This is a genomic window from Hyphomonas sp. TMED31 (assembly GCF_002172815.1).
GTDB lineage: Bacteria > Pseudomonadota > Alphaproteobacteria > Caulobacterales > Hyphomonadaceae > Hyphomonas > Hyphomonas atlantica.
Genome location: NZ_NHCK01000072.1, coordinates 38645 through 61638 on the forward strand (window position 1 = coordinate 38645; position 22994 = coordinate 61638).

The following is a 22994-nucleotide window of genomic DNA, read 5'->3' on the forward strand; positions in this document are numbered from 1 at the left end:
TTTGATCATAAAATGCATGACGTATTCGGCCAATCAGGTGAGGCGCAAGCAGCAGGCCGCCGCCAAGAATGATTCGCTCTGGCCGAGCNGTCAAATANAGGCTCCGACANGCTTGAGCCAGATAGTCTGCGGNGATCTCCCAAACGGGGTCATCTTCTGTCAGAAGAGAAGGTTCGCCAGCGCGTGCGCCAACCGCCTTCGCTGAAATCATTCCCTCCAGACANTCGGANTGGAAGGGGCAAAGGCAATCAAACGACTTGTCCTGCTCATTTCGCCGAAGAGGTATATGCCCGAACTCTGGGTGCACTGGGCGTCCCAGAAAGGATCCGTTCGCAAAGATGCTTGCTCCAATGCCAGTGCCAACCGTGACGTACACGGCAGATTTCGTTCCTTTCGCTGCGCCCAGTGTGCGCTCAGCGAGCAGCGCGCCGTTTACGTCAACATCTACTGCTACGGGGAGGCCGATGGTTTTTTCAAAGGCGGCTCGCAGGTTTGTATGTGACCATGCAGGCTTGGGCGTAGACAAGATGGTGCCATAATCAGGCGAACTGAGGTCAACGTCGATTGGGCCGAAGCTGGCTATGCCAAAGGACCTCAAGCGCTCAGATTCGTAGAGCGGGCGAAAGAANTCAAGGCATTGCGAAATTGTCTCTGTTGGAGAGGTGACGCGGACTCGGCATTGCTGAACCAACACACCTTCTTCGTCAGCGACGCCACATTTGAATGTGGTGCCACCGGCGTCGATTCCGCCGCGATAGAATTTGCCTCCCATGATATCGCCTCCGCCGGTACAACAAAAAAGACCGGATTTATGTATTGCAATCGATTGTATTATTTAATACCACAGATGGAGAGGAAACGACAAGATGCATAAAAGTGTACAGGAATCGCAGCAGTCGCGACGGACCGGTAGCCATCTGGTGTCGGCGCTTACCTATGCGATGTTCTTCATGTTTGCGATGACCACGGACGCAGTTGGCGAAATTATCAAGATCGCGCGCGTGGATATGAACCTCACCAACACCGAGGCGAGTGCTTTCCATTGGGCAACGATGGTCGCTATTGCCGCGAGCGGTATCGGCCTTGGCTTTCTTGCAGATCGGTTCGGGAGGAAGTCCACAATTATTGGCGGACTGGCCCTGTATGGTGTTGCCAGTGCGCTCTTTATGTCTGGTCAGAGTTTTCAGTTGTACTTCGCATTGCTCTTCATCTCGGGACTGGCGATCGGTGTATTCAAAACATCAGCATTGGCGTTGATTGGCGATCTGGCCGGTTCGACGCAAGATCACACGGCACGAATGAATGCTGTCGAAGGGTTCTTCGGTGTAGGCGCAATCATCGGTCCGCTACTCGTCGTGTGGCTCACATCGCAGGGACTGTCCTGGACGTGGCTCTACATGATTGCGGCATGCCTATGTGGTTTAATGGTTGTTGCGGCACTGGTGACAGAATACCCGCCCATGTCTGGCGAAAAAGAAACGCCAGCCTCGATCCGGCATACACTATCGCTTCTGGGGAATGTGCACGCGCTCGGATTTTCACTTGCGATAGCGCTCTATGTCGCTTGCGAGGTGGCGATATTCGTATGGCTACCGACCTTTCTTGAAGGGTTCACGGGAACAGAGTTGGCGATGGGATTTGCGGCCTATGCGGTGATGATCTTCTTCGTACTGCGCGCGATCGGTCGGTTCATGGGAGCAATTGTGTTGCGGTTCGTTGACTGGAAATTGGTAATGCTGGCTTTCACGGCAATCATTTTCGGCTGCTTTCTTGCGAGTGCGCTTCTCGGAAAAACGGCAGCGGTTTTCCTTCTTCCGTTGTCGGGACTTTTCATGTCGGTGATTTATCCAACGTTGAATTCAAAAGGCATCAGTTGCTTCCCAAAAAGTGATCATGGCGCTGTTGCGGGCCTGATCTTGTTCTTCACGGCAGCATCCGCGGCTTTTGCGCCGTTGCTAATGGCAGTTGTGAGCGATCAGTTCGGCAATGGCGATATGAGGATTGGATTTATTCTGGCCACGGCCTTTGCAGGCCTCTTGTTTGTCATGGGGCTGATTAATTGGGTCGCAAATCCAGCCGCATCTGCTCTCGAAGCGGCTGATCAACACGAGTACACTTAGGAAGTTTTATGGTTCGTCGCACCGCTCCCATACCAGCGCCAAGCGAAACGCCGTTTGTCGGGGGAATTCGTCATCCCGATCTGTGGCTATGGGATTCCTGGACAGAGAAAACCGAGGATGGTGCGTTGCATTTGTATTGCCTTGCGTTGAGTAGGCGGAGCCTCGATGGAGGCAATATTCAACCGTCGCGGCGCAACGATCACAGCTTTCATGTGCGCCACTTCAGTTCATTGGATGCGGGGGCTACGTGGACTGATTGTGGGGTCGCAATCGAGCCGGGAAGTGCGCCAGATGGTGCGGACGCCCATAACGTATGGAGCGGCTCCGTTCTCCAGAACACTGGCGGTAACGTGCTGTTCGGATATACCGGCATCCGAGATGTCGCTGACGACCGTGCTTTTCTCCAAACGATATGCATAGGCAAGTGCCAGTCTGATGGCACAGTCGAAAGTGGAAGCGTGCAGACAATTAGTTGCCCCATGCGCGACTATGAAAAGATCACGGCGTTGGGCTTCTATCTCGGACCGCGTGATCGGCTTGGAGATAGCGCAGGGGAAGAGGGTGGGCCAATCATGGCCTGGCGAGATCCGTTCTTGGTGCGAGACAAAGATGGACAATTGAACGCATTCTGGTCAGCAAAGGTCGGGCCCGCGGTGCCTGCAATTGCGCGTGCGGTCATATATCGGGATGAGGGCGGAGAGGTGAGCGCTGACCTTATGCCCCCCATCCTTCTTCCGGATGCCCATGAGTACAGTCAGTCCGAGGTGCCAAAGCTGTACTATGATGCCGAAACGGACAATTGGTTGCTTTTGATCTCCGCATGCAATCGAATGTATGAGGGGCAGCCGGATAGCGAAGTTGAGATGCAGCAGCGTCTTTATCTTTCAAGTGCGCTGGATGGCTCTTGGCGACCTTGCTCGAAATCCGGGAGTGTATTGGGCGGGCTGGACTGCATGTTTGGTGCGAGCATGCTCTCCCATGATTTGACGAATGGAAGTGCGACGATTGTTGGGCCGTTTACGGAGCGTGCAGGCGAAGATGCACAATTGAGCTTCCCGCCGGTCCGCCAAATAGAGCTGCCAGAATTAGATCTTTCTACTGAGTAGGCTGTGCCGCGCCCGAAGTGGATTCCCGAACAATCAGGCGGGTAGGTGTCAATTCCGATTTGACGGATTCTCCTGAGAGTTGCGCAAGCAGTTTCTCCACCATCATGCGTCCACCTTGTTCAATATTCTGATCAATCGTTGTCAGTGGAGGAGTCGTTGTGCTGGCCTGGCTGATATTATCATAACCCGTCACAGCGACGTCTTCAGGAACGCGGATGCCGCGGGATGTCAGTGCCATCAGGGCAGCCATCGCGAGCACGTCTGAGGCGGCGAAGATGGCGTCAAATTTGGTGCCGGAATCCAGCATTGCGATCACGGCTTCAAAGGCATTGCGGCCGCCAAACTCAATCTCCAGCAATAAGTTGGTGTCCCAGTGCTTTCCATGTTTCGCGTGGGCTTCCAGGAATCCTTGGTGTCTCAACTTTACCTCTGGCAGATTGATGGGCCCAAGAAAAAGTATCTGTGATCGACCAATCGAGATCAGGTGATCAGCTGCAAGCCGACCGCCATCCACATTGTCACTCCCGACGAGGGTGTAGTTTGTGTGCCCGGTCTGTCCGCCCCAAACGACTATTTTCGAAGCAAGCGGGCCTATGTGTTCAAGTCGCTTGGACATGCCAGCCTGGCCGATCACGATCAGACCGTCGGCTTTTCCAGTTTGNAGGAGACGGCGTTCAGCAATCGTTTCGTCTTCTCGCGGAATGCTGACAATCAGATCATATCCGTTGGCGGATGCGGCCTTGCTGACCGCACCGACCATTTCCAGGTAGAACGGGTCCGAGATCGTCTGACCGGACTCCGGCCGAAGGGGAATCACGATTCCCAAGGCTTCAGACGATTGTCGGCGCAGATTTCGAGCGGATGCGTTAACTGCATAGCCGGTCTCTGCAGCAATCTTCATGATCTGCTTCTTGGTCTCTTCCTTGACCAAGGGGCTGTCATTCAGTGCGCGAGAGACAGTGGAAACATCTACATCGGCTAGCTTGGCCAACTCAGCCATTGTCATTTTTCTGGATGATTTTGCCACGTGATCATTCATTTGGCTTATCTTCCCTTCTACTGGCTGTGTCTTGTTTGGCTGGCCGCATCTGACCATGGTTGCGTTCCTGGCGCAGCTATTCGACGCCAGTTACTGACTTGAATACGCAGAATAAATCAAGAAATTACTTATGCAAATTCAATTGGCGTGTGATTCAACAGCTGAGTGTTAGGCCAATACANTACTGACATGTGGCGCAAATAAAAGGCCCGCCTGCGGGAGTAGGCGGGCCTTGCTGCGCAGGGGGATACGCAGCTTCCTGATCTGGGTGGATCAGAATCTGTAGCGCAAAGTTGCGGTCGCAGAAGTTCCGTTGATGGAGCGAGCTACAATTACGTCGGGTGTTCCGTTGCCGTCCGTGTCGAAAACGCGTCCATTTTCTGCTTCAGTGAACAGCACTTCGTCAAAGACATTGTTGACGCCAATGGAAAGCGTTGCCTGGTCGGTGATGTCCCAATCAGCGAAGAGATTTGTCACCGTGGCACCTGGCATGACGTAGACGTTATCGTCATCGACGTAAGTGTCAGTCGTGCCGGTGAAGTTCACGCCAATACGGCCNAGGCCATCAATTGTATAGGATGGCGTCAGCGACCATATCCAATCCGCNTGACGGCGCGGCGTGTTGCCCACATTTGTCGGTGCCGTGTCGCTCGCGTCGATTTCTGCATCTGTGAACGTGACAGATCCGCTAAGGTCGAACCCTTCATAGGCGTAGTTGAGTTCTGTCTCGATGCCTTGGGAAACATATGTGTTGCCCAGCGCGGTCATCGTTGTGATCTCGTAGTTGTCTTCCTTCGTTTCAGCATTGAAATAGGTGACGTAGAGATCGAGCTGGCCTGGAACGGCGTCGCCGGATTCCTGCCATTTCAGACCTGCCTCGAACTGTTGGGTTTCATCCACATAGGTTTCTTCTCCACCTGGGACGAGCCCTCCGCCGGCGTTGAGCGAATTAAACAGTTGACGCTCGCCATTAAANGCCGCTCCCTCGCTATAGCGTCCGAACACCGACAATGATTCCGAGATCAGGTAGTTTGCGCCAAGCGTGAAAGACGTATGGTCTACTTCGAAGTTCGCTACGCCTCCGAGCCCGGTATTGAGCGAGACCGATGTCTCCGGCGCATCAATGATCCCGTCACCATCGACATCAAATGCGCCGGGTGCACCTTCGGTGCGGGTGCCGGTCTGCTCCAGTGTGTCCAGTCGGATGGATCCGTCGAGCGTCAGGCCATTGTCCAGTGCCCAGTTTGCGGCAACAAATGGCGCGCGCGCTTGGTATTCNAGATCATAGTTNCGGTTGGTGCCCGTCCATCCGAAAGCTTGATTGTAGCCCAGAATGCCGTTGTCAGTGAAGCCAGCGATGTCGATCAGCGACGCATTGGTATCTGTTGACGTCAGGAAGCGATTCCAATGCCAATCCTGGACGAATTTCTGATTCATGAAGAAATAGCCTGCGGTCAGGTCAAGTGTTGACCCGTCCAGCGACAGAGATTTCGACGCACGCAATTCGCTAGCGAAATTGCTCATATCGTCGAGATCTGTGTTGAAATATGCGACTTCCGAGATCAGCGAATTGCCAGTTGCAGCGAGCAAGGTTTCCGACGTGACCGGATTGCCTGCGCCGGGGCCGTTGAAAAAGCTTGCTGTCGCGCCCCCATAGGTGCCGGCGAGCAGGGTGTCCGCGTCGCTGACAGCGTGCGTGAAGGGNGCATTGAAATATCCGGAGATGTCTTGGTAGCGTGCCTTGGCGTCCAGATTGATACCTGCGCCGATATCAAAATTCGCCTGTACTCCCAATGACTTGANCTNGGTGCGGATGCCATCAGCCAGATCGTAGTTNTTGACTGTGTTTTCGCCGTCCACNTCGCGACCATTGCGGATGAAGGGGCTATGAAGGCTGTCATTGGTGGCGGAAAACCCAGCTATGCTGTCAGTGACTTCATTGCCTGACAGACCTGCCGCCTGTGGCATGTAGGTTGCGTCGGCCTTGTCGAGCCATTTTGTATTGAGCCTGATGAAGCCACTTTCAAATTCCTTGGTCAAACTGGCGCGAATTTGGCCGCCACTTACTGCGTCAAACCCCAGATCGCGGTAGTCGCCACCTTGCTGCCAGTGGCCACCGACATGGAAATACAGGCTGTCAGNCAATGAGCCGCCATACTCGAAATCAGCGCGATAGTCATCATGATCCAGGCCTGTGCTGAGTGCGATTGATCCGCCTTCGGTACTACCGGTTTTTGAGATGAAATTGATGATGCCGCCGGGGCCATTCGTGGTCAGCGTGGAGGCCGTGCCGCCGCGGACTGATTCTACACGATCGAGCGTGCTGTCAACTTTGTAGAACCCGTCTGCTGGGCCGAAGTCGAAGTCGCCAAATAGAAGGATTGGGAGGCCATCTTCCTGCAGGCTGACATATTTAGCGCCGCCAGTGGACAGTGGCATGCCGCGCACNGCGATATTGGAATTGCCGCCTCCAGCTGAACTTTCAGCGCGAATGCCGGGCAGGGCGCGGAATATTTCGGATGTGCTCCGGGGCGCGGTCTTCATGAGTTCCGACTGGTCGAGACTGCTGACAGAGATAGAGCTGTCCAATCGGTTTTGACCACCAGCTTTTACCACGCCGGTCACGACCACGACTTCCTGACGAGCCTCGGATTCGGTGGCCTCAATAGCGTCTTGCGCAGACGCGCCATANACGAGCGCGACGGCGCCGGCGCTCAACAAAAGAGAATTGCGAGTGATCGACATGACTTCTTCCTCCCTGTCACTGCTGGTGTTTTCACCAGTCGATATCTCATCCGGTAAGCCGGCATATTGCCTTATAGGCATCGACTGCAATCGATTGCAATAGAAAAATGCAATCGATTGCATAGTGGTCATTTGTATGACGTATCCGACTCGGAAACTCTTCCATAGGCGTGGCGGCGTCCCGGTATACTAATTTTGATTGTCCGTGCATCTCCTGACTACAAGCTTAATCAATGGTCTTCGAAGGCAAGATATTTCTCGATTGACCGCTTGTTCCCAGGATGGACCGAACGCTGGCTCAAAGCCTCAGATGACGAGATCAAGAACANCTGAATCTCCCGTGATTTTTCGTTTGATCGCTTGTCTGTCCCAACGACACCTTCTCTAATTCTCCGCGACGATNGCGGACGACTGATCCGTGGAAATGAACGCGTAGGAGGAAGTGNGAATGCCCGGCACCAATATTCTGTCAGATATCAAGATCGCTGATATGACGACCGTGATATTCGGGCCATATTGCACCCAGACATTGGCAGACCTTGGAGCAGACGTTGTCAAAGTGGAGCCGCAGGGGGGGGATGACTTTCGAAACGTTGGTAAGCCCGCCAACAATCGGAACATGGGGCCATGCCACCTTACCATAAATCGCGGAAAAAGGTCTGTCGTCTGGGACCTCAAATCAGATGAGGGGAAGGCGGCCATCCGGAGACTTATCGGTGAAAGTGACGTATTCATTCACAACATTCGGCCAGACGCCGTGGCCCGGCTCGGCCTGACATTCGATGAGGTAAAGGCCATCAAGCCTGACATCGTTTATGTGCACTGTCTGGGCTTTGGGTCTGATGGCCCGTACGCCGGTCGTCCAGCCTATGACGACCTGATCCAGGGCCTGTCCGGCGCGACGATGCTATTGCCCAAAGTTGACGGAAATGAACGCCCCCGGTTCATCCCGACAGCGTTTGCTGACAAGGTATCCGGAATGCATGCAATGTATGCGACGCTGGCGGCCTTGCACCATCGTGATCGAACAGGGGAAGCTGTTCATGTGGAAGTTCCAATGTTTGAGTGCGTCACGCATTTCCTTCTGGAAGAACACTTTTACGAGGCGGAGTTCGATCCACCAGTCGGACCGTTCCTTTATCAGCGGCAGGTTGATCCATCACGGCAGCCCCTCAAAACGTCAAATGGCTGGATTGTGATCGCACCTTATGTGGATGCTCGGTGGATCAAGCTGTTTGATGTCATGGGGGCGCCGCACGAGCTGGAGGATGAAAGAATATCTGATCGCAAGGGTCGGTTCTTCAACCAAGACTATATGATGGAGCGTGTTCAGGAGTATTTTGAAAAGCAGCCAACTGAGTATTGGCTGGATGAGTTGGGAAAGGCTGACATTCCGGCTGCTCGTGTGAATGACTTTCCGGATCTCCAGAAGGACCCTCATCTGATTGCCACAAACTTTTTCAAGAGACGTGAGCACCCAACTGAAGGCGGATACTGGGAAACCCAACCTCCAGTCGTGTTCCGCGGTCAGCCAGAAAGAGAAATTTCACCCGCTCCCAGAATTGGTGAGCATACAGAAATTGTGCTCTCTGAACTTGGGCTGGGGATAGATTAAACTCCGCCGTCGACCGTGATGATTGAGCCTGTTGAGAAGCTTGCGGCATCGCTCAGAAGGTAGAGTGCCGCCGACACAATCTCCTCCGGTCGTCCTGGTCTGCCTAGCGCGTTATCGGCAGATTGACGGGCCTCTTCTGTCCACGCTTCGGCTATATCCGTCAGGAAAGGGCCGGCGCAAATACAATTCACCCGGACTTCAGGGGCGTACTCTTTGGCCATGCCGACGGTCATGGCGTTAAGCCCTGCCTTGGCGGCGCTGTANGGAACGACTTGGGCAAGGGGCTGAAGNGCTGCAACAGANGAAATGTTCAGGATACTGCCNCACCCTTGTGACTTCATGCGCTCACCGAGGGCGCTTGCGAGGCGGTAGGGGCCTTTCAAATTCAAATTCAGTACACTGTCGTACAGGTTTTCAGGCACGTCATGNCTAGCCATGCGAGGCCCCATTCCGGCATTGTTGATCAGAATGTCTACACGCCCAAATTCTGTATATGCCGTTTCAACCAAACGATCAATCTCGTCCCATTTTCCGCAGTGCGCGGCGACAGCAAGAGCGCGCCTTCCCAATTTGCGGATATCGTCCGCCGCCGCCTCGCACGCTTCAAGTTTGCGGCTCGCGACGATGATGTCGGCTCCTCTTTCAGCGAGAGCTATGGCCATCTGATAGCCAAGCCCTCGGCTTCCGCCGGTTATAAGGGCAACTTTACCTGTGAAGTTCAGCAATGGATCAGTCATGACGTTTCCCCTGTTTTTNAAGAAGGGGGAGTGTACCGCCGTCAGCCTGCGGCGCCACCTGTGTCCTAGGGAGAGGAATCTACAAAAAAGAATTCAGGTCCGAGATGAATTGGTCAAATTTGTCATGGTGCAGCCAGTGTCCTGCATCTTGATACAGTTTGACTTCAGCGTTTCGGAAATTCTGGAGACGCCCGTCTTTCGCAGGATTCGAAGCCCAACTTTTCTCGCCGTACAGCAGAAGCGTAGGGCAGGTGATCTGACCCCAAAGGTATTCAAGATCTGCATGCGCCATGTCGTATGGTGGAAATGTGCGGAAGTAGTTGTCAAATTTCCAAGACCAGGTGCCATCTTCATTTTGGCTGATTCCGTGGACGGTTAGATGGCGTGCCTGTTCGTCATTCAGATAGCTGTTTTCTTCTTTCATGCGCGTAAAGGCGTCTTCTAGGCTGGCGTATCGTTTTGGCACTCGGCCAGCGATACCGCGCTTTGCTTCGATCCACTCGCGCATGCGTTCGTCGATTGGTCGTCCGAAGCGTTCTTCCAGCATTTTGGGTGAAGGTCCNAGACCTTCGATCGCGACGAGTTTGCGAACATTTTCTGGGTAAATGCCCGCATATCGGAGTGCGATATTCCCGCCATAAGAGTGCGCGACGATTGTCACTGGCGCGAGTTTCTTCTGATGGATCAGCTGTGCGAAATCATAAACGCAAGCGCGCGCAGAATACTCTCCATCTGCAGACCAGGCACTGTCACCATGTCCGCGAAGATCGGGTGCGATAACGTGCCAGTCCTGCCGCAATTCCTGAGCTGTCCAGTCCCAACTGCGGCAATGGTCTCGCCCGCCGTGAAGCAGGATCAGGGGGGGCGCGCCTTCATTCCCCCAGTCGGCATAATGAAGACGGAGGCGTTGCGAAATATATGTTTGCGAAGTGGGACCATGGATCATTCTCATATAGTCAACATGCGTGCATTGAATGTCCACCCGCTCCGTGGCGGCAGGTTAGCTAGTCATAATCCAAGCTCGCACGGCTTCCGGTCCCGTAGAATATTCGAGATACATATTTATGTATTTTTCTCGGACAGGATNAATTGTAAGCGCATATTAATCCTTTTCAGTGCTAATTATTTAATAGCGTGGTTGATCNGATTGGGCGGTCGGGTATGCGAGGGGATTTCGGGGGGAGTCACACATGGGAAAGGCCGCGAGACACTCGCCAGACGTTATCGAACTGGACTTGAAGCGTGGTCGCCAACTTGGGTCAGCACTGCGTGATGCATACGCCAGTGTGCTCAACGAGCCGTGCCCTCAGCATCTTCTGGATTTGCTGGATGAGCTGCGGCTAAAAGAAAAATCCAATCAGGACAAACAGACGAGCTGAAATCAGCCGAGCTGCTGAGATATATCCAGTTTTCGGGATTCAGAAAACGCGTCTGCCTGATCGAGGCGTTTCCGTGCCAAGTCCTTCGCCGCCTCACCTTTGTGACGAGCGTCGTTANTTCTAGAGCGAAGTGTCGGCGTACTCCGACTCGACAGCTGAAGTGAATTCAGCGTCTTGCGCAAAAAGGGAAGTCTCCAAACCATCACCAACCTCCTGCTGTAATGGCGAAGCCTACGAGGGGTGACCCACTCGATTCATCGACGCCAATTCTGGCGGACGGCTTGAAATATCTTCCGCATTTCCTGCGCCTATCCGGCCAACAACTCGAATATGTTAACGCATATTCTTCCGTTGCGCGAGTTCGATTCTATTAAATCGTGGCAAAGGCGATCTATCTCGGTTGGACCGAGCGAATTCCAGCTGCAATGAATTGGCTACCGGCGACCAGTTGGATTGTCCGGTGTAGCCTCATCAGTTCGTGGCAGCTGAACGGCTCCGATTGTGCCGAAGATTTGCTCCCAGAAGCCGAGTTCGCGTCCCCGTGTGGGTGTTTCGCGAGAGGCGTAATTGACGATTTGGCCTGCATTCTCGTCGTATTCTACCACTTCCTCTACCGCGTCATCCTCTCCGAATCGGATGGCCACGATACTGCGAGATTTGACCTTCGGGTTCAAATACGCGACGCGTTCCTGGAGTTCGGACATGTAGATCCAGGTGTTCTCGTCGAAAATGCTTGTCGTCGAAGGCGAGCCGAGTTGCGCCAGAACGCTCGACCGAGTGTCTTCGCCAGGTTTCATTTCCCGGGGTTGTGCCTCATCAGCCACATAGCCATGATAGTCACGCGAGGGCGTGAGGCAGGCTGTAAGAGGCAGAGCCACAAGTGACAGTGCCAGTATCGCGCATCGCGACATAGGACTACTCCTGTTAATTCGACACGAAAGACCTAGCTGTTGGTGGCACGTCTTGGCAAGCGGAGGAGTGCAGGTTTGATGGCGTTTCCCAAGTTTTGGAACAGTGACAGCAAACAGATTCGAAAGTCTTCAGACTCCCTGTATTCCGGTATGGCTGCGGCATCGCTGAGACCGGTTTTGTACGAACAAGGGGCCGCGATAGACAGTTTTGAGGGCCGTGCCGCGATGATTACGATTCACGCCACGCTAGTGCTCGGCCGTCTCGGGCGAATCAACACTACGCGTGCGAGGAAAATTGCCGAACGGCTCAATACCACAGTGTTGGACCAGTTCGACGCGGCCTATCGGGAAACCGGAGTGGGCGATTCCTCTATTGCCCGCAAAGTCCGCAAACTTGCGGAAGTTCATTACGGTCTTGGGAAGGCGCTTACCGAGGCCGTCTATAAATCCGGCGAAGATTCCACGAAGGCGGTAATTGCTTGCATTCAGCGAAACGCTTTGAGTGAGGCGGGAAGAGAACGGCTTCTGGCGCTGTACTTGTTACACAACAGACATCGTTTGGATGCCCTTGACGATGATACTGTCCTTGCGGGCGATTTCGATTGGGCACTTCCTGCGGACGACGAGNCCTCCAGCACATGAGCGGCGTTGCCAATGCCCGAGGCGCGCCGTAAACACCGCAAAGTAACCCAAGTGACCTCACGGAGCGTGATAGCCCTATGGCTGACGGCTTGATTCTGGCAATTGATGCGATGGGGGGCGACGACGCCCCGGACGTAACCGTCGCGGGTGCTGAGTTGTTTGTTGCCGCTCGCCCCANTGCGCGCGTGCGTCTTCATGGCGATGAAACCAAACTCGCTTCATTGCTTTCGAAAGCAACAGAAAGAATTGAGATCGTTCATACGGACTTGGCCATTACAAGCGATATGAAGCCCAGCCAGGCTCTACGTCGAGGCAAGGGCTCTTCGATGTGGAATGCGATTGAGGACGTGAAAGCTGGCCGCGCCCATGCGTCGGTATCGGCGGGTAATACTGGTGCGCTGATGGCCATTTCGATGCTTGTCCTGCGCAAGATGGATGGCGTTCACAGGCCAGCCATGACGGCAGCCTGGCCAACGCTTCGTGGTCGCAGCGTCGTTTTGGACGTAGGTGCAAATCTTGAGGCGGATGCGGCACAATTGGTAACGTTCGCGATCATGGGCGAGGCCTATGCACGCGCCATTCTTGGAATTGAGAAACCGACGATCGGAATTCTGAATATTGGCTCCGAAGANATGAAAGGTCACGACGAGATCCGNGAAGCGCACGAGCTTCTGAGGAACTCNGATCTGGACCTTGATTATCATGGCTTCATCGANGGCGACGACATTTCNACTGGAACAGTNGACGTCATTGTAACTGACGGTTTTACTGGCAATGTCGCATTGAAGGCTGGCGAAGGCGTTGCGCGGATGCTCGGTACTCGCGTGCGTGAAGCGCTGACATCAAGCATTCTTTCCAAGGTTGGCGCGGTGCTGGCCATTGGCGGCTTGAAGCAGCTGCGCGAACAGATGAACCCCAGCAATGTAAATGGNGGTGTGTTGCTGGGTCTTGGCGGTGTNTCCGTGAAAAGCCANGGTGGTACAGACGCAAAAGGGTTTGCGCGTGCTTGTGAACTTGCAGCTGANCTCGCGAATAGCCACTTCCGGGAAGAGGTCGCCCACAATCTGAACAAGATCCGGCAGAAGGGTATAGCCGCCGAATAGGCGTCTTATGTAAAGGTAGATCATGGCACGGCGCAGCTTTATCCGTGGAACTGGCAGCTATCTGCCAGCCAAGGTTCTGACAAACGATGACATGTCCCAAATGGTCGATACGACCAATGAGTGGATCATCGAGAGAACTGGCATAACCCGTCGTCACGTGGCCGCTGATGACGAGGTCACATCAGATATTGCGGTTGTCGCAGCGAAGCAGGCACTTGAAGCGGCCGGAATGAAGGCCTCTGATGTCGATCTGATCGTGCTGGCGACTACGACACCAGACCGAACCTTTCCGGCAACCGCCACTGCGGTTCAGGCGAAACTCGGAATCGAACAAGGTGCAGCCTTCGATGTGCAGGCTGTTTGCTCCGGCTTTCTCTTTGCCCTGGCAACTGCTGACTCGATGTTGAAGCAGGGGCTATTTAACACGGCTCTCGTGATTGGTGCGGAAACCTTCACGCGCATTCTCGATTGGTCGGACCGCGGCACGTGCGTCCTGTTCGGTGATGGCGGCGGCGCTGTGGTGCTGCAAGCTGAAGAGTGGGATGGCGCTGAAGATGCCGGTGTGATCACCCACCACATCCGAACTGACGGAACCAAGTCAGATTTGCTCTACGTCGATGGTGGAGTGAGCTCTACAGGGACGATTGGGCATGTGCGTATGGAAGGTAACAAGGTGTTCCGGCACGCAGTTGCCAATATTTCATCGGCAATTCAGGCGGTGCTGGATGAAACCGGGCTGTCCTCCGAAGAAATTGATTGGTTCGTGCCTCATCAGGCGAACAAGCGCATTCTGGATGCCGTTGCCAAGCGCATGAACATTGATGACGAAAAAGTTGTCATCACGGTCGACCAACATGCGAACACGTCTGCCGCATCTATTCCGTTGGCACTTGATCACGCAGTCCGCAGCGGTCGCGCCAAACCCGGCGACTTGATTCTGTCAGAAGCGATGGGCGGGGGATTTTCCTGGGGCGCAAGTCTATTCCGGCTCTAGCCTGATCATCAAAAATCAGCATTATCAAAGAACTGACGCAACGGATCCGCTAGGGATCCGTTAACGAAATTCGTTCAATCATTAACCAAAGCGGGAGAATCCCCATGAGCAATCAGACCGTCACCCGGGCCGAAGTCACGGATGCGATCGTACGAGAAGTTGGCGTTACGCGTCAGGAATCGTCCGATCTGCTGGACCGGACCCTGGAACTGATCGGTTCTGCTCTGGAGACAGAGGATGAGGTGAAGCTCTCCCGTTTTGGCAATTTCGTGGTGCGCTCGAAGGCACCACGGGAGGGCCGAAACCCAAAAACCGGGGAGGAAGCCGTGATTGCCGCGCGCCGCGTCGTCACGTTCCGCCCTTCACCAATGCTCAAATCATTGGTGGATCATAAATAGTCAGAAAGGACCTCTCATGTCGGCAAGCCGAGCCCGTATCCATAAATCCGCTCAAGCGTTCCGGTCTATCGGTGAAGCGGCAGGGGAACTCGGTCTGGAGACACATGTCATCCGATATTGGGAAACCAAATTCACAAAAGACGTACGCCCTATCAAACGTGCCGACGGGCGACGTATGTTCCGTCCGCAGGATCTGGATGCGCTCAGAGCAATTCAGATCCTGGTCCACGAAAAGGGACTGACCTTGAAGGGAGCCAAATCGCTGTTGGCAGAACAAGGCGTTGCAGCTGTGCTATCTGGCGCAGCAACACTCGGTACAAGCCCGGCTAGAGAGCTTCAGAAAACGGTTGAAGAGGCATTCAGGTCTGACCCAGCAGACGTTCGAGATGACAAGCTTCAAGACACGCTTGTGGGTCTTACGGATCTGAAGGCTCGTCTGGATGCCGTTCGCCAAGAACGCGCAGCCTGATCCCACATAAGACATTGCGGAAGAGAGGCGGCTTGGGTACAAGCCGCCGAAGTCGGAGCGTGGCGCAGCCCGGTAGCGCACTCGCCTGGGGGGCGAGGGGTCGTAGGTTCGAATCCTATCGCTCCGACCATTTCCGTCCGATCCTGAAGAAGGACCGGACGGTTCGGAATTGCGATTATTCGTCCTGCAGTTTTACGCTCTCAACCTTGCCCATCGCGGCGAGCGCAAACGCGTAGTCCAGTGCGACATCTTTCAGGCCTTCAAAACGCCCGGAAGCGCCGCCATGACCGCCTTCCATTTCAATACGCAGAAAGTAAGGGCCGCCATTCGGAGCATCGTGACGCAGTCGCGCCGCCCATTTCGTCGGCTCCCAATAGGCAACGCGAGGATCGGACAGCCCACCCGTGATCAACATGGGCGGATAGGCCAGATCAGCGACATTGTCATAAGGGCTGTAGGCCATGATTGTATCGTAGTCTTCCGCAGATGTAAGCGGATTGCCCCATTCCGGCCATTCCGGAGGGGTTAGCGGCAGGCTCTCATCAGACATGGTGTTTACCACGTCCACGAATGGCACTGCCGCAATAATTCCGCCGAACAGTTCCGGATCCATGTTTGCTACGGCGCCCATCAACAAGCCGCCTGCCGATCCGCCATAAGCGACGATGTTGCCCTTGCTCGTGTAATTCTGCTCAACGAGATAGTGTCCGGCTGCAATGAAATCCTTGAATGTGTTCGGCTTCTTTTCAAGCTTTCCATCCAGATACCACTGGTAACCCTTCGCCTTGCTGCCTCGCGGGTGAACGATGGCGTAGACAACTCCGCGATCGACCAGGCTGAGGCGGCTTGTGCGGAAGTCTGCCGGGTAGGTGATTCCGTAGGAGCCGTATCCGTAGAGAAGCATCGGTGCAGAACCATCCACCGGAGTTGTCTTGTGTCGCAACAGAGTGATTGGTACTTCCACGCCATCCCATGACGGTGCCATCAGGCGCTCTGCAATATACTCATCCGGGGAGTGGCCGGATGGCACTTCCCGCGTCTTCCGCAGAATTCGTTCATGCGTGTCTAGATTATAATCGAAAACCTGTTCCGGAGTAGTTGGAGACGAATACTCGAATCTCAGAACAGGCGTTTCGAAATCATAGCCGCTATCCAGACCGAGTGAGTACGCTGCCTCTTCAAAACTGATCTCATGACTGGAGCCGTCCTTGCGTGCATGAATGACGATGCGAGGCAGACCGTTTTCGCGCTCAATTATGGTTAGATAGTCTTTCTGTGGCTGCATGCCCAGAAGCAGCGTTCCGGGCCGATGGGGAATAACTTCCTCCCAATCATCCCTGCTCGTCGATTCCATGGGTGCACGCATCAGTTTGAAATCAACAGCGCCATCCAGATTGGTGAGAATGTAGAATTGGTCGTCCCAGTGGGCGACATTGTACTCATTGTCGGTTTCGCGCGCGGCGATGAGACGAGGGGTTGGATCGGCTTCGTCTACTGGGAACCAGTAGATTTCAGACGTCGTATGGCTTGAAGCGCTGATGAAGATAACTTCCTCACTCGCGCTCTTGTTGATGCTCAGGAATACTCCGGGATCTTCTTCGCGGTAAACCAGGGTGTCTTCGCCGGTTTCGAGATCACGCTGCCATACGGAGTCGGGCCGGGCATTCTCATCACGATGGATCCAGAAAATGCGCTTTCCATCAGACGACCACTCGAATGGACCGTAGGCGTTGTCTATATGGACGCCAAGGTCGTCTCCTGACTCGATGTTCTTGAGGCGGATCGAGTAGAATTCGCTTCCTTGAGTATCTGTCGCGTAGGCAATCAGAGTGTGGTCAGGTGAGGTGTCTATACCGCCAAATGAAAAGTATTCCTTGCCCTCGGCCAGTGCATCTCCATCGAGCAGGATCGTTTCTTCTGCGCTGTCGTCAAATGCCTTGTCTGCGGGCTTGCGCGCGATAATTGCATATTCGCCGCCTTCGCGGAAACGGGTATAGTAGGCGTAAGGACCATCGATTTCGGGGACAGAGCTGTCATCCTCCTTGATGCGCCCTCTCATTTCCTTGAATAACTCTTCGCGCAACGCGGTTGTGGGGTCTTCAAGTGCCGCTTTGGTGAAAGCGTTTTCTGCTTCGAGATAGTCTCGAATATCCTGGCGAAGCACGGAAGGGTCGCGCATCACCTCTTGCCAATTCTCATCCTTCATCCAGTTGTAGGGATCATTTCGCGTTCGACCGACTTGTGTGATCTCATGGTCGACACGGGCCGCGACTGGAGGTGCAGGCTGTGAGGTCGCCGGCGAGTTTTCAGGTATTGGTGCTGCGGTTTGCGCTTTCTGGGAGGAAGTTTCGGTCATTGTGCATCCGGTGCTGAGCGCTACTGCGGCAGCGCTAATCATTAGAAGGGAAAGGCGCATAATTGAATCTCCGGTGGTAGGATTTGCCCCGAATAGGATCAGGTGCGCCAGATATTGTCCAGCGCTATTCGGCTGGTCTGAATTCCAGCACCACGCCGTTGATACACCAGCGCTCACCTGTTGGAGGCGGGCCATCCTTGAAGACATGACCTTGGTGCATTCCACAGATCGCGCAGTGGCATTCGGTGCGGGGCAAGATCATCTTGAAATCTGTCTTGGTTGCGACGACGCCCTCGCTGGCAGGTTGCCAGAAACTCGGCCAACCCGTGCCGGAGTCGAATTTGTGTTCAGACGACCAAAGCGGTGTATCGCATCCTTTGCAATAAAAGAGGCCGTCTCGCTTCTCGTCATTATGATTGCCGGGCGTAAAAGCGCGTTCTGTGCCTTCCCGAATACCAACCCGGTACTCTTCTTCTGTAAGCATTTCGCGCCATTCGCGGTCGGACCGCTCAATTCTGGTCTTGGTCATGACAGGCTCCGTATTCGCATCTGACGATGATATAGGCGTTCGGCCTGATCACGCCATTGCCAACTCTGCAACGGCAACAAATGGCAAACAAAAAAAGACCGCCAAACTGGCGGTCTTTCCTTGGTATTTATCTATGGGGCCGAGTCTAGCCGTACAGCACTGTAATCGACTCAGCGACGAGTGCCGGACGGTCCTGTCCTTCGATCTCCACTGTCGCTTCCATCTTCATTTGCTTGCCACCCGCCTTCGGTTCAACAGACAGGCATTTCTGACGCAGACGAACCTTGGAGCCAACGGGGACCATGTTCGTGAAACGAACTTTGTCAGAGCCATAATTGATGCCACGTGTTGTGCCGGAAACGCGGAGCACCTCAGAGCCCAGCATGGGCAGCAGTGACAATGTCAGGAAGCCATGCGCGATCGGGCTACCGAGCTCTTTGGTGGCGCGCTCCACGTCGACGTGGATCCACTGATGGTCTCCGGTCGCCTCAGCAAACATGTTGACGCGATCCTGATCAATCACATGCCAATCGGACACGCCAACTTCCTGGCCGGCAAGCGATTCGAGATCATCGTAAGCAATGGTGCGTGGGTCCGCCATATAATCCTCCTATTGGTTTGAAGATGTTGTGGACCGGGATCGCCCATTCCGCAAGATTTACGGAAGGGCAAGGCGCCAATCACACACACGAACCTTAAACGATCCGGCTTTCTTTCTTGCCCCAGTAACGATCGCGGATCAGCCGCTTGTAGAGCTTTCCGGTTGGGTGGCGTGGCAGCTCTAGATCGAAATCGACAGATTTTGGACATTTGATCTTGGACAACTCGCTGCGACAGAACTCCAGTAGTTCGGCGGCCAACTCGTCTGATGGTGCAATTCCCGGCATTGGCTGCACAATGGCCTTAACAGCTTCGCCAAACTCTTCATCCGGCACACCGATGACGGCGACATCGGCGACTTTGGGATGTGTGATGAGGACGTTCTCTGCTTCCTGCGGATAGATATTCACCCCCCCTGAGATGATCATGAACGCCTTTCGGTCCGTCAGATACAAGAAGCCATCCTCGTCGACTTTTCCGACGTCTCCCAAAGAGGACCAGTCCGAATGCTTTGGATTGAGCGCGGAAGCGTTCTTCTCCGGGTCGTTGTGATAGTTTGGCGGGGCTGTTCCGCCGAAATATACTTGGCCTTCCTCGCCAACGGGCACTTCGTCGCCGTTTTCATCGCAGATGTGAAGTTCGCCGAATATGGCGCGGCCAACAGTGCCTTTGTGCTCCAGCCATTCCGCGCTCTTGGCCCATGTCATGCCGTTCCCTTCAGAACCGGCATAGTATTCGTCGATGATAGGGCCCCACCACTCAATCATTTGCTCTTTGACCGGGATCGGACAAGGCGCGGCAGCGTGGATGACGAATTTCAGGCTGCTTACATCATATGAATTGCGAACATCTTCCGGCAGTTTGAGCAGTTTCACGAACATGGTTGGCACCATTTGCGTGTGCGTGGCCTTGTACGTCTGAACGCAGTCGAGGAAGGCTTCTGGGTCAAATTTCTCCATCACCACCAGCGTTGCGCCGAGGCGCGTGAATGTCATGCACCAACGTAGCGGCGCAGCATGGTACAGCGGTGCCGGCGACAGATAGACATTGTCCGGCCCGGCCCCGGCAAGTGCGCGGGTAATCTGAAGGAGAACATTATCTGCATCTATGGGGGTGTCTGGTTCCAGTGGCGGCCGAATGCCTTTTGGGCGACCAGTGGTGCCTGAAGAATACAGCATATCTGTGCCGGCCATTTCGTCGGCTATAGGTGTCGTAGGAAAAGACGTCTGATGTGCTTCCAGNCCATCAAAGCCGTCGATATCTCCGTCGATGCACCAATAGTNGCCTAACGATGTCAGTTCCTTCACCTGTTTTGCAATATCGCCTTTGCCCGCGCTGGCGATCAAGAGAGTGCTGCCNGAATCTTCAATAATATACTGAACCTCGGGTGCGGTGAGCCGGGACGATACGCAGACGAAGTAAAGGCCTGAGCGCTGCGCCGCCCAACAGATTTCGAAGTAGCGAGCTGAGTTCTCTGCGAACAAGGCGATCGTGTCGCCGGGCTTCAGGCCAGCATTGCGAAACGCGTGAGCGATCTGATTTGACCGCTCGTCCANTTCCTTGAACGTGACGGTTTTCCCAGATGGAGCCATGATATAGGCGGGCTTGTCCGGATGGGTTTTGGCGTGGTGACAGGGATGCATGGTTTCCTCCAGAATCGGCGCGGCTACTGTCGAGCGCGTTCGACTTTCAGGAGAAGTTTCTAGTCAGACGTGGACGTTCGTCTACCGGCAACGTCGCGTCAGCTAGGGCTATTTCGGGAAGCCAGGCGAGTCTCGTTTGTCTGGATTGTCTTCCAGATATGCGAATTTGAGCTCGGTTGAGCGATTGTGGTTGCCATCAGGTGACCAGCCAGGCGCATTGATCAGTCGGCCGATCCAATGGTGCGGCCGCCATCCATCAGACGCGCAATCTTTCAAAAGACCGAAAAACTCATGGAACGCGATGACAATTGGGTTGTGATCGTTGAGCGGCTTCACGATTCCGTAAATTGGCTTCTCATCTTCCAGCTCGGGTACGAAAGTACCAAACGCCTTGTCCCAGATAATGAAGACGCCGGCAAAGTTGGTGTCGAGATAGCGGGGATTGGTGGCGTGATGCACTCTATGATGGCTCGGTGTGTTGAACACCGCTTCGAACCACCGAGGCATTTTGTCGATGGCCTCAGTATGAATCCAGAACTGGTAAAGCAGGTTCAGACCGCCCACAAAGAAAATGACGTAAGGGTGGAAGCCTATGACGACCATTGGCAAACCGATCCATATCAATCCAGNGAACGGGCCNAACCAAGGCTGCCTCAGGGCCGTCGTCAAATTGTAGTTGGTCGAGGAATGATGGGTGACATGTTCCATCCACCACCAGCGCGCCCGGTGCGCGAAGCGATGCTTCCAATAATAGATGAAGTCGTAGAGCACGAACCCTGCCAAGGCGGACCAGAGCGTGAAAGGCAGTGTCAGGATACGAAATGGCCAGGCCACGAGCATCATCCAGATCGCGACAGAACCGGTCAGCGTATTGATGATGACATTGCCGAGGCCCATNGCGAGCGAAGCCACGGCGTCTTTGGTATCGTATCGCCCCTGAGCGCGACCTGATTGGACCGCCCACCACTCCAAGGCGACTGAAGCGACAAAAACAGGGGCNGCAAAGGTGGTGACGGCGGGCAGGGGATTGAATTCCATCGATCAGCAGACCGTTGAGTAAAATATTGGGTTTACGCCAAGCGTTGCGAACCGCGGTTGTCTTCTTCTAATCAGGCTTGGTCGCNTTGCGAAAGGGCCTGCGTCAGTATGCATCGGCAATTGGTTTGCCGTCGCGCTTGTAGACTTTTCCGTCTTTCATGACGAAGTCGACTGACTCGAATACGGAGATGTCTTCCATCGGGTCCGCTTTCACGGCGACAAAGTTCGCAAAACACCCGACATCACCACAGCCCAGTTTTCCCTCCTGTCCGAGCGCTTCCGCTGCCAGGTTTGTGCCTGCCTGCAAGGCTTGCATGGGCGTCATGCCAAGCATCACCATGCGTGAGAATTGTCGCCCATTGTCGCCATGNGGATAAATGCCTGAGTCAGAGCCGAATACGACCTTGACCCCGGATTTCACNGCCGCCGTGAAGCTATCACGCTGGATTTTCGAGATCGCGCGTTCCTTGGCCAAGGATTCTTCAAGCACGCCATTCTTTTCCCCCTCAGANAGCGTGTATTCTGTATTGTAGATATCCATGGACAAGAAGGTGCCGTTGTCCTTCGCGAGCTTAATCGTTTNCTCGTCGAGGATGCTGGCATGCTCGATAGTATCGATACCTGCCAGAATGGCGTTTTTGATCCCAATCGTGCCGTGCGCATGGGAAGCGACCTTTAAACCACGTGCATGAGCTTCATCGGCGACGGCGGCGAGTTCCTCGAGGGTGCCCTGGGCAGCGCCCAGACTTGTGCCTTTGGAAAACACGCCACCGGTGGAACACGTCTTGATAAGATCCACCCCGTATTTGATATTTCGGCGAACCTTTTCTCGCATCTCCCAAGGGCCGGTCGCGACNTTCTCNCCGACCAGANTGTATTCTGACGGCANCAGATTGTTGTCTGAGCAATGTCCGCCAAGAATGCCNACGGGCGGCCCTGACACNAACATTCGTGGCCCNGGCACGTCGCCTTCATTGATCGCATCCCGTAANGCAACATCGCTNTAGCTTGAGGCGCCAACATTTCTGACNGTCGTGAAGCCCGCCAACANGGTTTTGCGTGCATTCTTGACGCCTGTGATCGCATCACGTTCGTCGGAAAAGCTCAGCGANTAGTAGGCAGGGTCCTCCGGATCCGATGTCAGATGCGTATGCATGTCGATGAACCCTGGTNCCAGGGTTGCATTNCCAAGATCGATTATNTCAGCGCCACGGGGTTTGCGTAATTCGTTCGCGNTTCCTCGNTCGACGACCTTGCCGTCCTCAATCANAAAAGCAGGATTCTNGATTGTTTCGGCAGCNACNGGATCCACGAAATANTCTGCGGTCAGGTAAATCTGCTCAGCCGAGGCTGTCTGGACNATAATCGCGCANGCTGTGCCGGCCAGNAAATTGGAGAGTTTCATCTCGGAATCCCTTTAACTGAATGGATNNGACTATCCGGCTGAGCCTTGCNTCCCGTCAAGCGCAANCCTGTGTGCCGCCGGGTAAGTCTTGACGAATGCTGAGGCGCGGGCAGCTTGGCGCGGAAAAACAGCAAAGGGAGTCCAGCCATGGCGCAGCCGAAGCAA

At 54.4% G+C, this 22994-nt stretch carries 20 protein-coding genes and 1 tRNA gene; 10 read left to right on the forward strand and 11 right to left on the reverse strand.

The window, feature by feature from the left end; genetic code table 11:
• Positions 1 to 866: 866 nt before the first annotated feature.
• Positions 867 to 2120 (forward strand): MFS transporter, encoded by a 1254-nt coding sequence (locus CBB91_RS10940; RefSeq protein WP_345906807.1) that lies wholly within the window; start codon positions 867 to 869, stop codon positions 2118 to 2120.
• 479 nt (positions 2121 to 2599) lie between these two features.
• Positions 2600 to 3226 carry a hypothetical protein gene (locus tag CBB91_RS10945; RefSeq protein ID WP_273014088.1) on the forward strand — a complete coding sequence of 209 codons (627 nt, stop codon included), beginning with the start codon at positions 2600 to 2602 and terminating at the stop codon, positions 3224 to 3226.
• Here the strand turns inward: CBB91_RS10945 and CBB91_RS10950 are convergent.
• Together CBB91_RS10950 and CBB91_RS10955 are read right to left on the reverse strand one after the other, a co-directional pair.
• Positions 3216 to 4226, reverse strand: a complete 1011-nt coding sequence (locus CBB91_RS10950; protein ID WP_273014089.1) for a LacI family DNA-binding transcriptional regulator — start codon at positions 4224 to 4226, stop codon at positions 3216 to 3218. The genes CBB91_RS10945 and CBB91_RS10950 overlap by 11 nt on opposite strands.
• A gap of 312 nt (positions 4227 to 4538) precedes the next feature.
• Entirely contained in the window at positions 4539 to 7010 is a 2472-nt protein-coding gene (locus tag CBB91_RS10955; protein ID WP_273014090.1) for a TonB-dependent receptor, read from the reverse strand.
• 448 nt (positions 7011 to 7458) lie between these two features.
• On the opposite strand from CBB91_RS10955, the gene CBB91_RS10960 reads away from it, so the two are divergent.
• Positions 7459 to 8625 carry a CoA transferase gene (locus CBB91_RS10960; protein WP_035552132.1) on the forward strand — a complete coding sequence of 389 codons (1167 nt, stop codon included), beginning with the start codon at positions 7459 to 7461 and terminating at the stop codon, positions 8623 to 8625.
• On the opposite strand, the gene CBB91_RS10965 is transcribed toward CBB91_RS10960, so the two are convergent.
• Both CBB91_RS10965 and CBB91_RS10970 read right to left on the reverse strand, forming a co-directional pair.
• Entirely contained in the window at positions 8622 to 9362 is a 741-nt protein-coding gene (locus CBB91_RS10965; RefSeq protein WP_273014091.1) for an SDR family oxidoreductase, read from the reverse strand. The two genes, CBB91_RS10960 and CBB91_RS10965, sit on opposite strands and share 4 nt — an antisense overlap.
• Before the next feature lie 79 nt (positions 9363 to 9441).
• Positions 9442 to 10314 carry an alpha/beta hydrolase gene (locus CBB91_RS10970; protein WP_035552128.1) on the reverse strand — a complete coding sequence of 291 codons (873 nt, stop codon included), beginning with the start codon at positions 10312 to 10314 and terminating at the stop codon, positions 9442 to 9444.
• Between the two features lie 238 nt (positions 10315 to 10552).
• Here CBB91_RS10970 and CBB91_RS10975 point away from each other — a divergent pair, with 238 nt between their 5' ends.
• A complete protein-coding gene (locus CBB91_RS10975) occupies positions 10553 to 10741 on the forward strand; it encodes a NepR family anti-sigma factor (RefSeq protein WP_035552125.1) in 189 nt (62 codons plus the stop codon).
• Between the two features lie 434 nt (positions 10742 to 11175).
• Here CBB91_RS10975 and bamE read toward each other — a convergent pair whose 3' ends face one another.
• Positions 11176 to 11652, reverse strand: a complete 477-nt coding sequence (gene bamE, locus CBB91_RS10980; RefSeq protein ID WP_035552119.1) for an outer membrane protein assembly factor BamE — start codon at positions 11650 to 11652, stop codon at positions 11176 to 11178.
• Positions 11653 to 11730: 78 nt separating this feature from the next.
• Here bamE and CBB91_RS10985 point away from each other — a divergent pair, with 78 nt between their 5' ends.
• The 6 genes from CBB91_RS10985 (at position 11731) to CBB91_RS11010 (ending at position 15388) form a co-directional block, all read left to right on the forward strand.
• Positions 11731 to 12294 (forward strand): ubiquinol-cytochrome C chaperone family protein, encoded by a 564-nt coding sequence (locus CBB91_RS10985; RefSeq protein ID WP_273014092.1) that lies wholly within the window; start codon positions 11731 to 11733, stop codon positions 12292 to 12294.
• Between the two features lie 77 nt (positions 12295 to 12371).
• A complete protein-coding gene (gene plsX / locus CBB91_RS10990) occupies positions 12372 to 13397 on the forward strand; it encodes a phosphate acyltransferase PlsX (protein WP_273014093.1) in 1026 nt (341 codons plus the stop codon).
• 22 nt (positions 13398 to 13419) lie between these two features.
• On the forward strand, positions 13420 to 14391 hold the full coding sequence (locus CBB91_RS10995) for a beta-ketoacyl-ACP synthase III (RefSeq protein WP_273014094.1): 972 nt from the start codon (positions 13420 to 13422) through the stop codon (positions 14389 to 14391).
• Positions 14392 to 14495: 104 nt separating this feature from the next.
• Positions 14496 to 14789: an integration host factor subunit alpha gene (locus tag CBB91_RS11000; protein ID WP_035552112.1), complete on the forward strand. Its 294-nt coding sequence runs from the start codon at positions 14496 to 14498 to the stop codon at positions 14787 to 14789.
• A 16-nt stretch (positions 14790 to 14805) separates the two neighbouring features.
• Complete coding sequence (locus CBB91_RS11005) at positions 14806 to 15258, forward strand: MerR family transcriptional regulator (RefSeq protein ID WP_051602684.1); 453 nt, start codon at positions 14806 to 14808, stop codon at positions 15256 to 15258.
• A 53-nt stretch (positions 15259 to 15311) separates the two neighbouring features.
• Positions 15312 to 15388, forward strand: a tRNA-Pro gene (locus CBB91_RS11010).
• Between the two features lie 45 nt (positions 15389 to 15433).
• Here the strand turns inward: CBB91_RS11010 and CBB91_RS11015 are convergent.
• The 6 genes from CBB91_RS11015 to CBB91_RS11040 form a co-directional block, all read right to left on the reverse strand.
• Positions 15434 to 17614 carry a S9 family peptidase gene (locus CBB91_RS11015; protein WP_273014095.1) on the reverse strand — a complete coding sequence of 727 codons (2181 nt, stop codon included), beginning with the start codon at positions 17612 to 17614 and terminating at the stop codon, positions 15434 to 15436.
• Between the two features lie 124 nt (positions 17615 to 17738).
• Positions 17739 to 18143, reverse strand: a complete 405-nt coding sequence (gene msrB, locus CBB91_RS11020; protein WP_273014096.1) for a peptide-methionine (R)-S-oxide reductase MsrB — start codon at positions 18141 to 18143, stop codon at positions 17739 to 17741.
• Between the two features lie 145 nt (positions 18144 to 18288).
• Positions 18289 to 18744: a MaoC family dehydratase gene (locus CBB91_RS11025; RefSeq protein WP_035552106.1), complete on the reverse strand. Its 456-nt coding sequence runs from the start codon at positions 18742 to 18744 to the stop codon at positions 18289 to 18291.
• A 94-nt stretch (positions 18745 to 18838) separates the two neighbouring features.
• Positions 18839 to 20386: an acyl-CoA synthetase gene (locus CBB91_RS11030; protein ID WP_273014097.1), complete on the reverse strand. Its 1548-nt coding sequence runs from the start codon at positions 20384 to 20386 to the stop codon at positions 18839 to 18841.
• A gap of 108 nt (positions 20387 to 20494) precedes the next feature.
• Entirely contained in the window at positions 20495 to 21298 is an 804-nt protein-coding gene (locus CBB91_RS11035; RefSeq protein ID WP_273014098.1) for a sterol desaturase family protein, read from the reverse strand.
• Positions 21299 to 21527: 229 nt separating this feature from the next.
• Positions 21528 to 22829, reverse strand: coding sequence for an amidohydrolase family protein (locus tag CBB91_RS11040; RefSeq protein WP_273014099.1), 1302 nt, complete (start codon positions 22827 to 22829; stop codon positions 21528 to 21530).
• Positions 22830 to 22994 lie beyond the last annotated feature (165 nt).

Excerpts from the sequence above, each read along its gene's own strand:
- CBB91_RS10940 (WP_345906807.1), top strand. The coding sequence starts at position 867 with ATGCATAAAAGTGTACAGGAATCGCAGCAGTCGCGACGGACCGGTAGC.
- CBB91_RS10945 (WP_273014088.1), top strand. The coding sequence starts at position 2,600 with ATGCGCGACTATGAAAAGATCACGGCGTTGGGCTTCTATCTCGGACCG.
- CBB91_RS10960 (WP_035552132.1), top strand. The coding sequence starts at position 7,459 with ATGCCCGGCACCAATATTCTGTCAGATATCAAGATCGCTGATATGACG.
- CBB91_RS10975 (WP_035552125.1), top strand. The coding sequence starts at position 10,553 with ATGGGAAAGGCCGCGAGACACTCGCCAGACGTTATCGAACTGGACTTG.
- bamE (WP_035552119.1), bottom strand. The coding sequence starts at position 11,652 with ATGTCGCGATGCGCGATACTGGCACTGTCACTTGTGGCTCTGCCTCTT.
- CBB91_RS10995 (WP_273014094.1), top strand. The coding sequence starts at position 13,420 with ATGGCACGGCGCAGCTTTATCCGTGGAACTGGCAGCTATCTGCCAGCC.
- CBB91_RS11000 (WP_035552112.1), top strand. The coding sequence starts at position 14,496 with ATGAGCAATCAGACCGTCACCCGGGCCGAAGTCACGGATGCGATCGTA.
- CBB91_RS11005 (WP_051602684.1), top strand. The coding sequence starts at position 14,806 with ATGTCGGCAAGCCGAGCCCGTATCCATAAATCCGCTCAAGCGTTCCGG.
- CBB91_RS11015 (WP_273014095.1), bottom strand. The coding sequence starts at position 17,614 with ATGACCGAAACTTCCTCCCAGAAAGCGCAAACCGCAGCACCAATACCT.
- msrB (WP_273014096.1), bottom strand. The coding sequence starts at position 18,143 with ATGACCAAGACCAGAATTGAGCGGTCCGACCGCGAATGGCGCGAAATG.
- CBB91_RS11025 (WP_035552106.1), bottom strand. The coding sequence starts at position 18,744 with ATGGCGGACCCACGCACCATTGCTTACGATGATCTCGAATCGCTTGCC.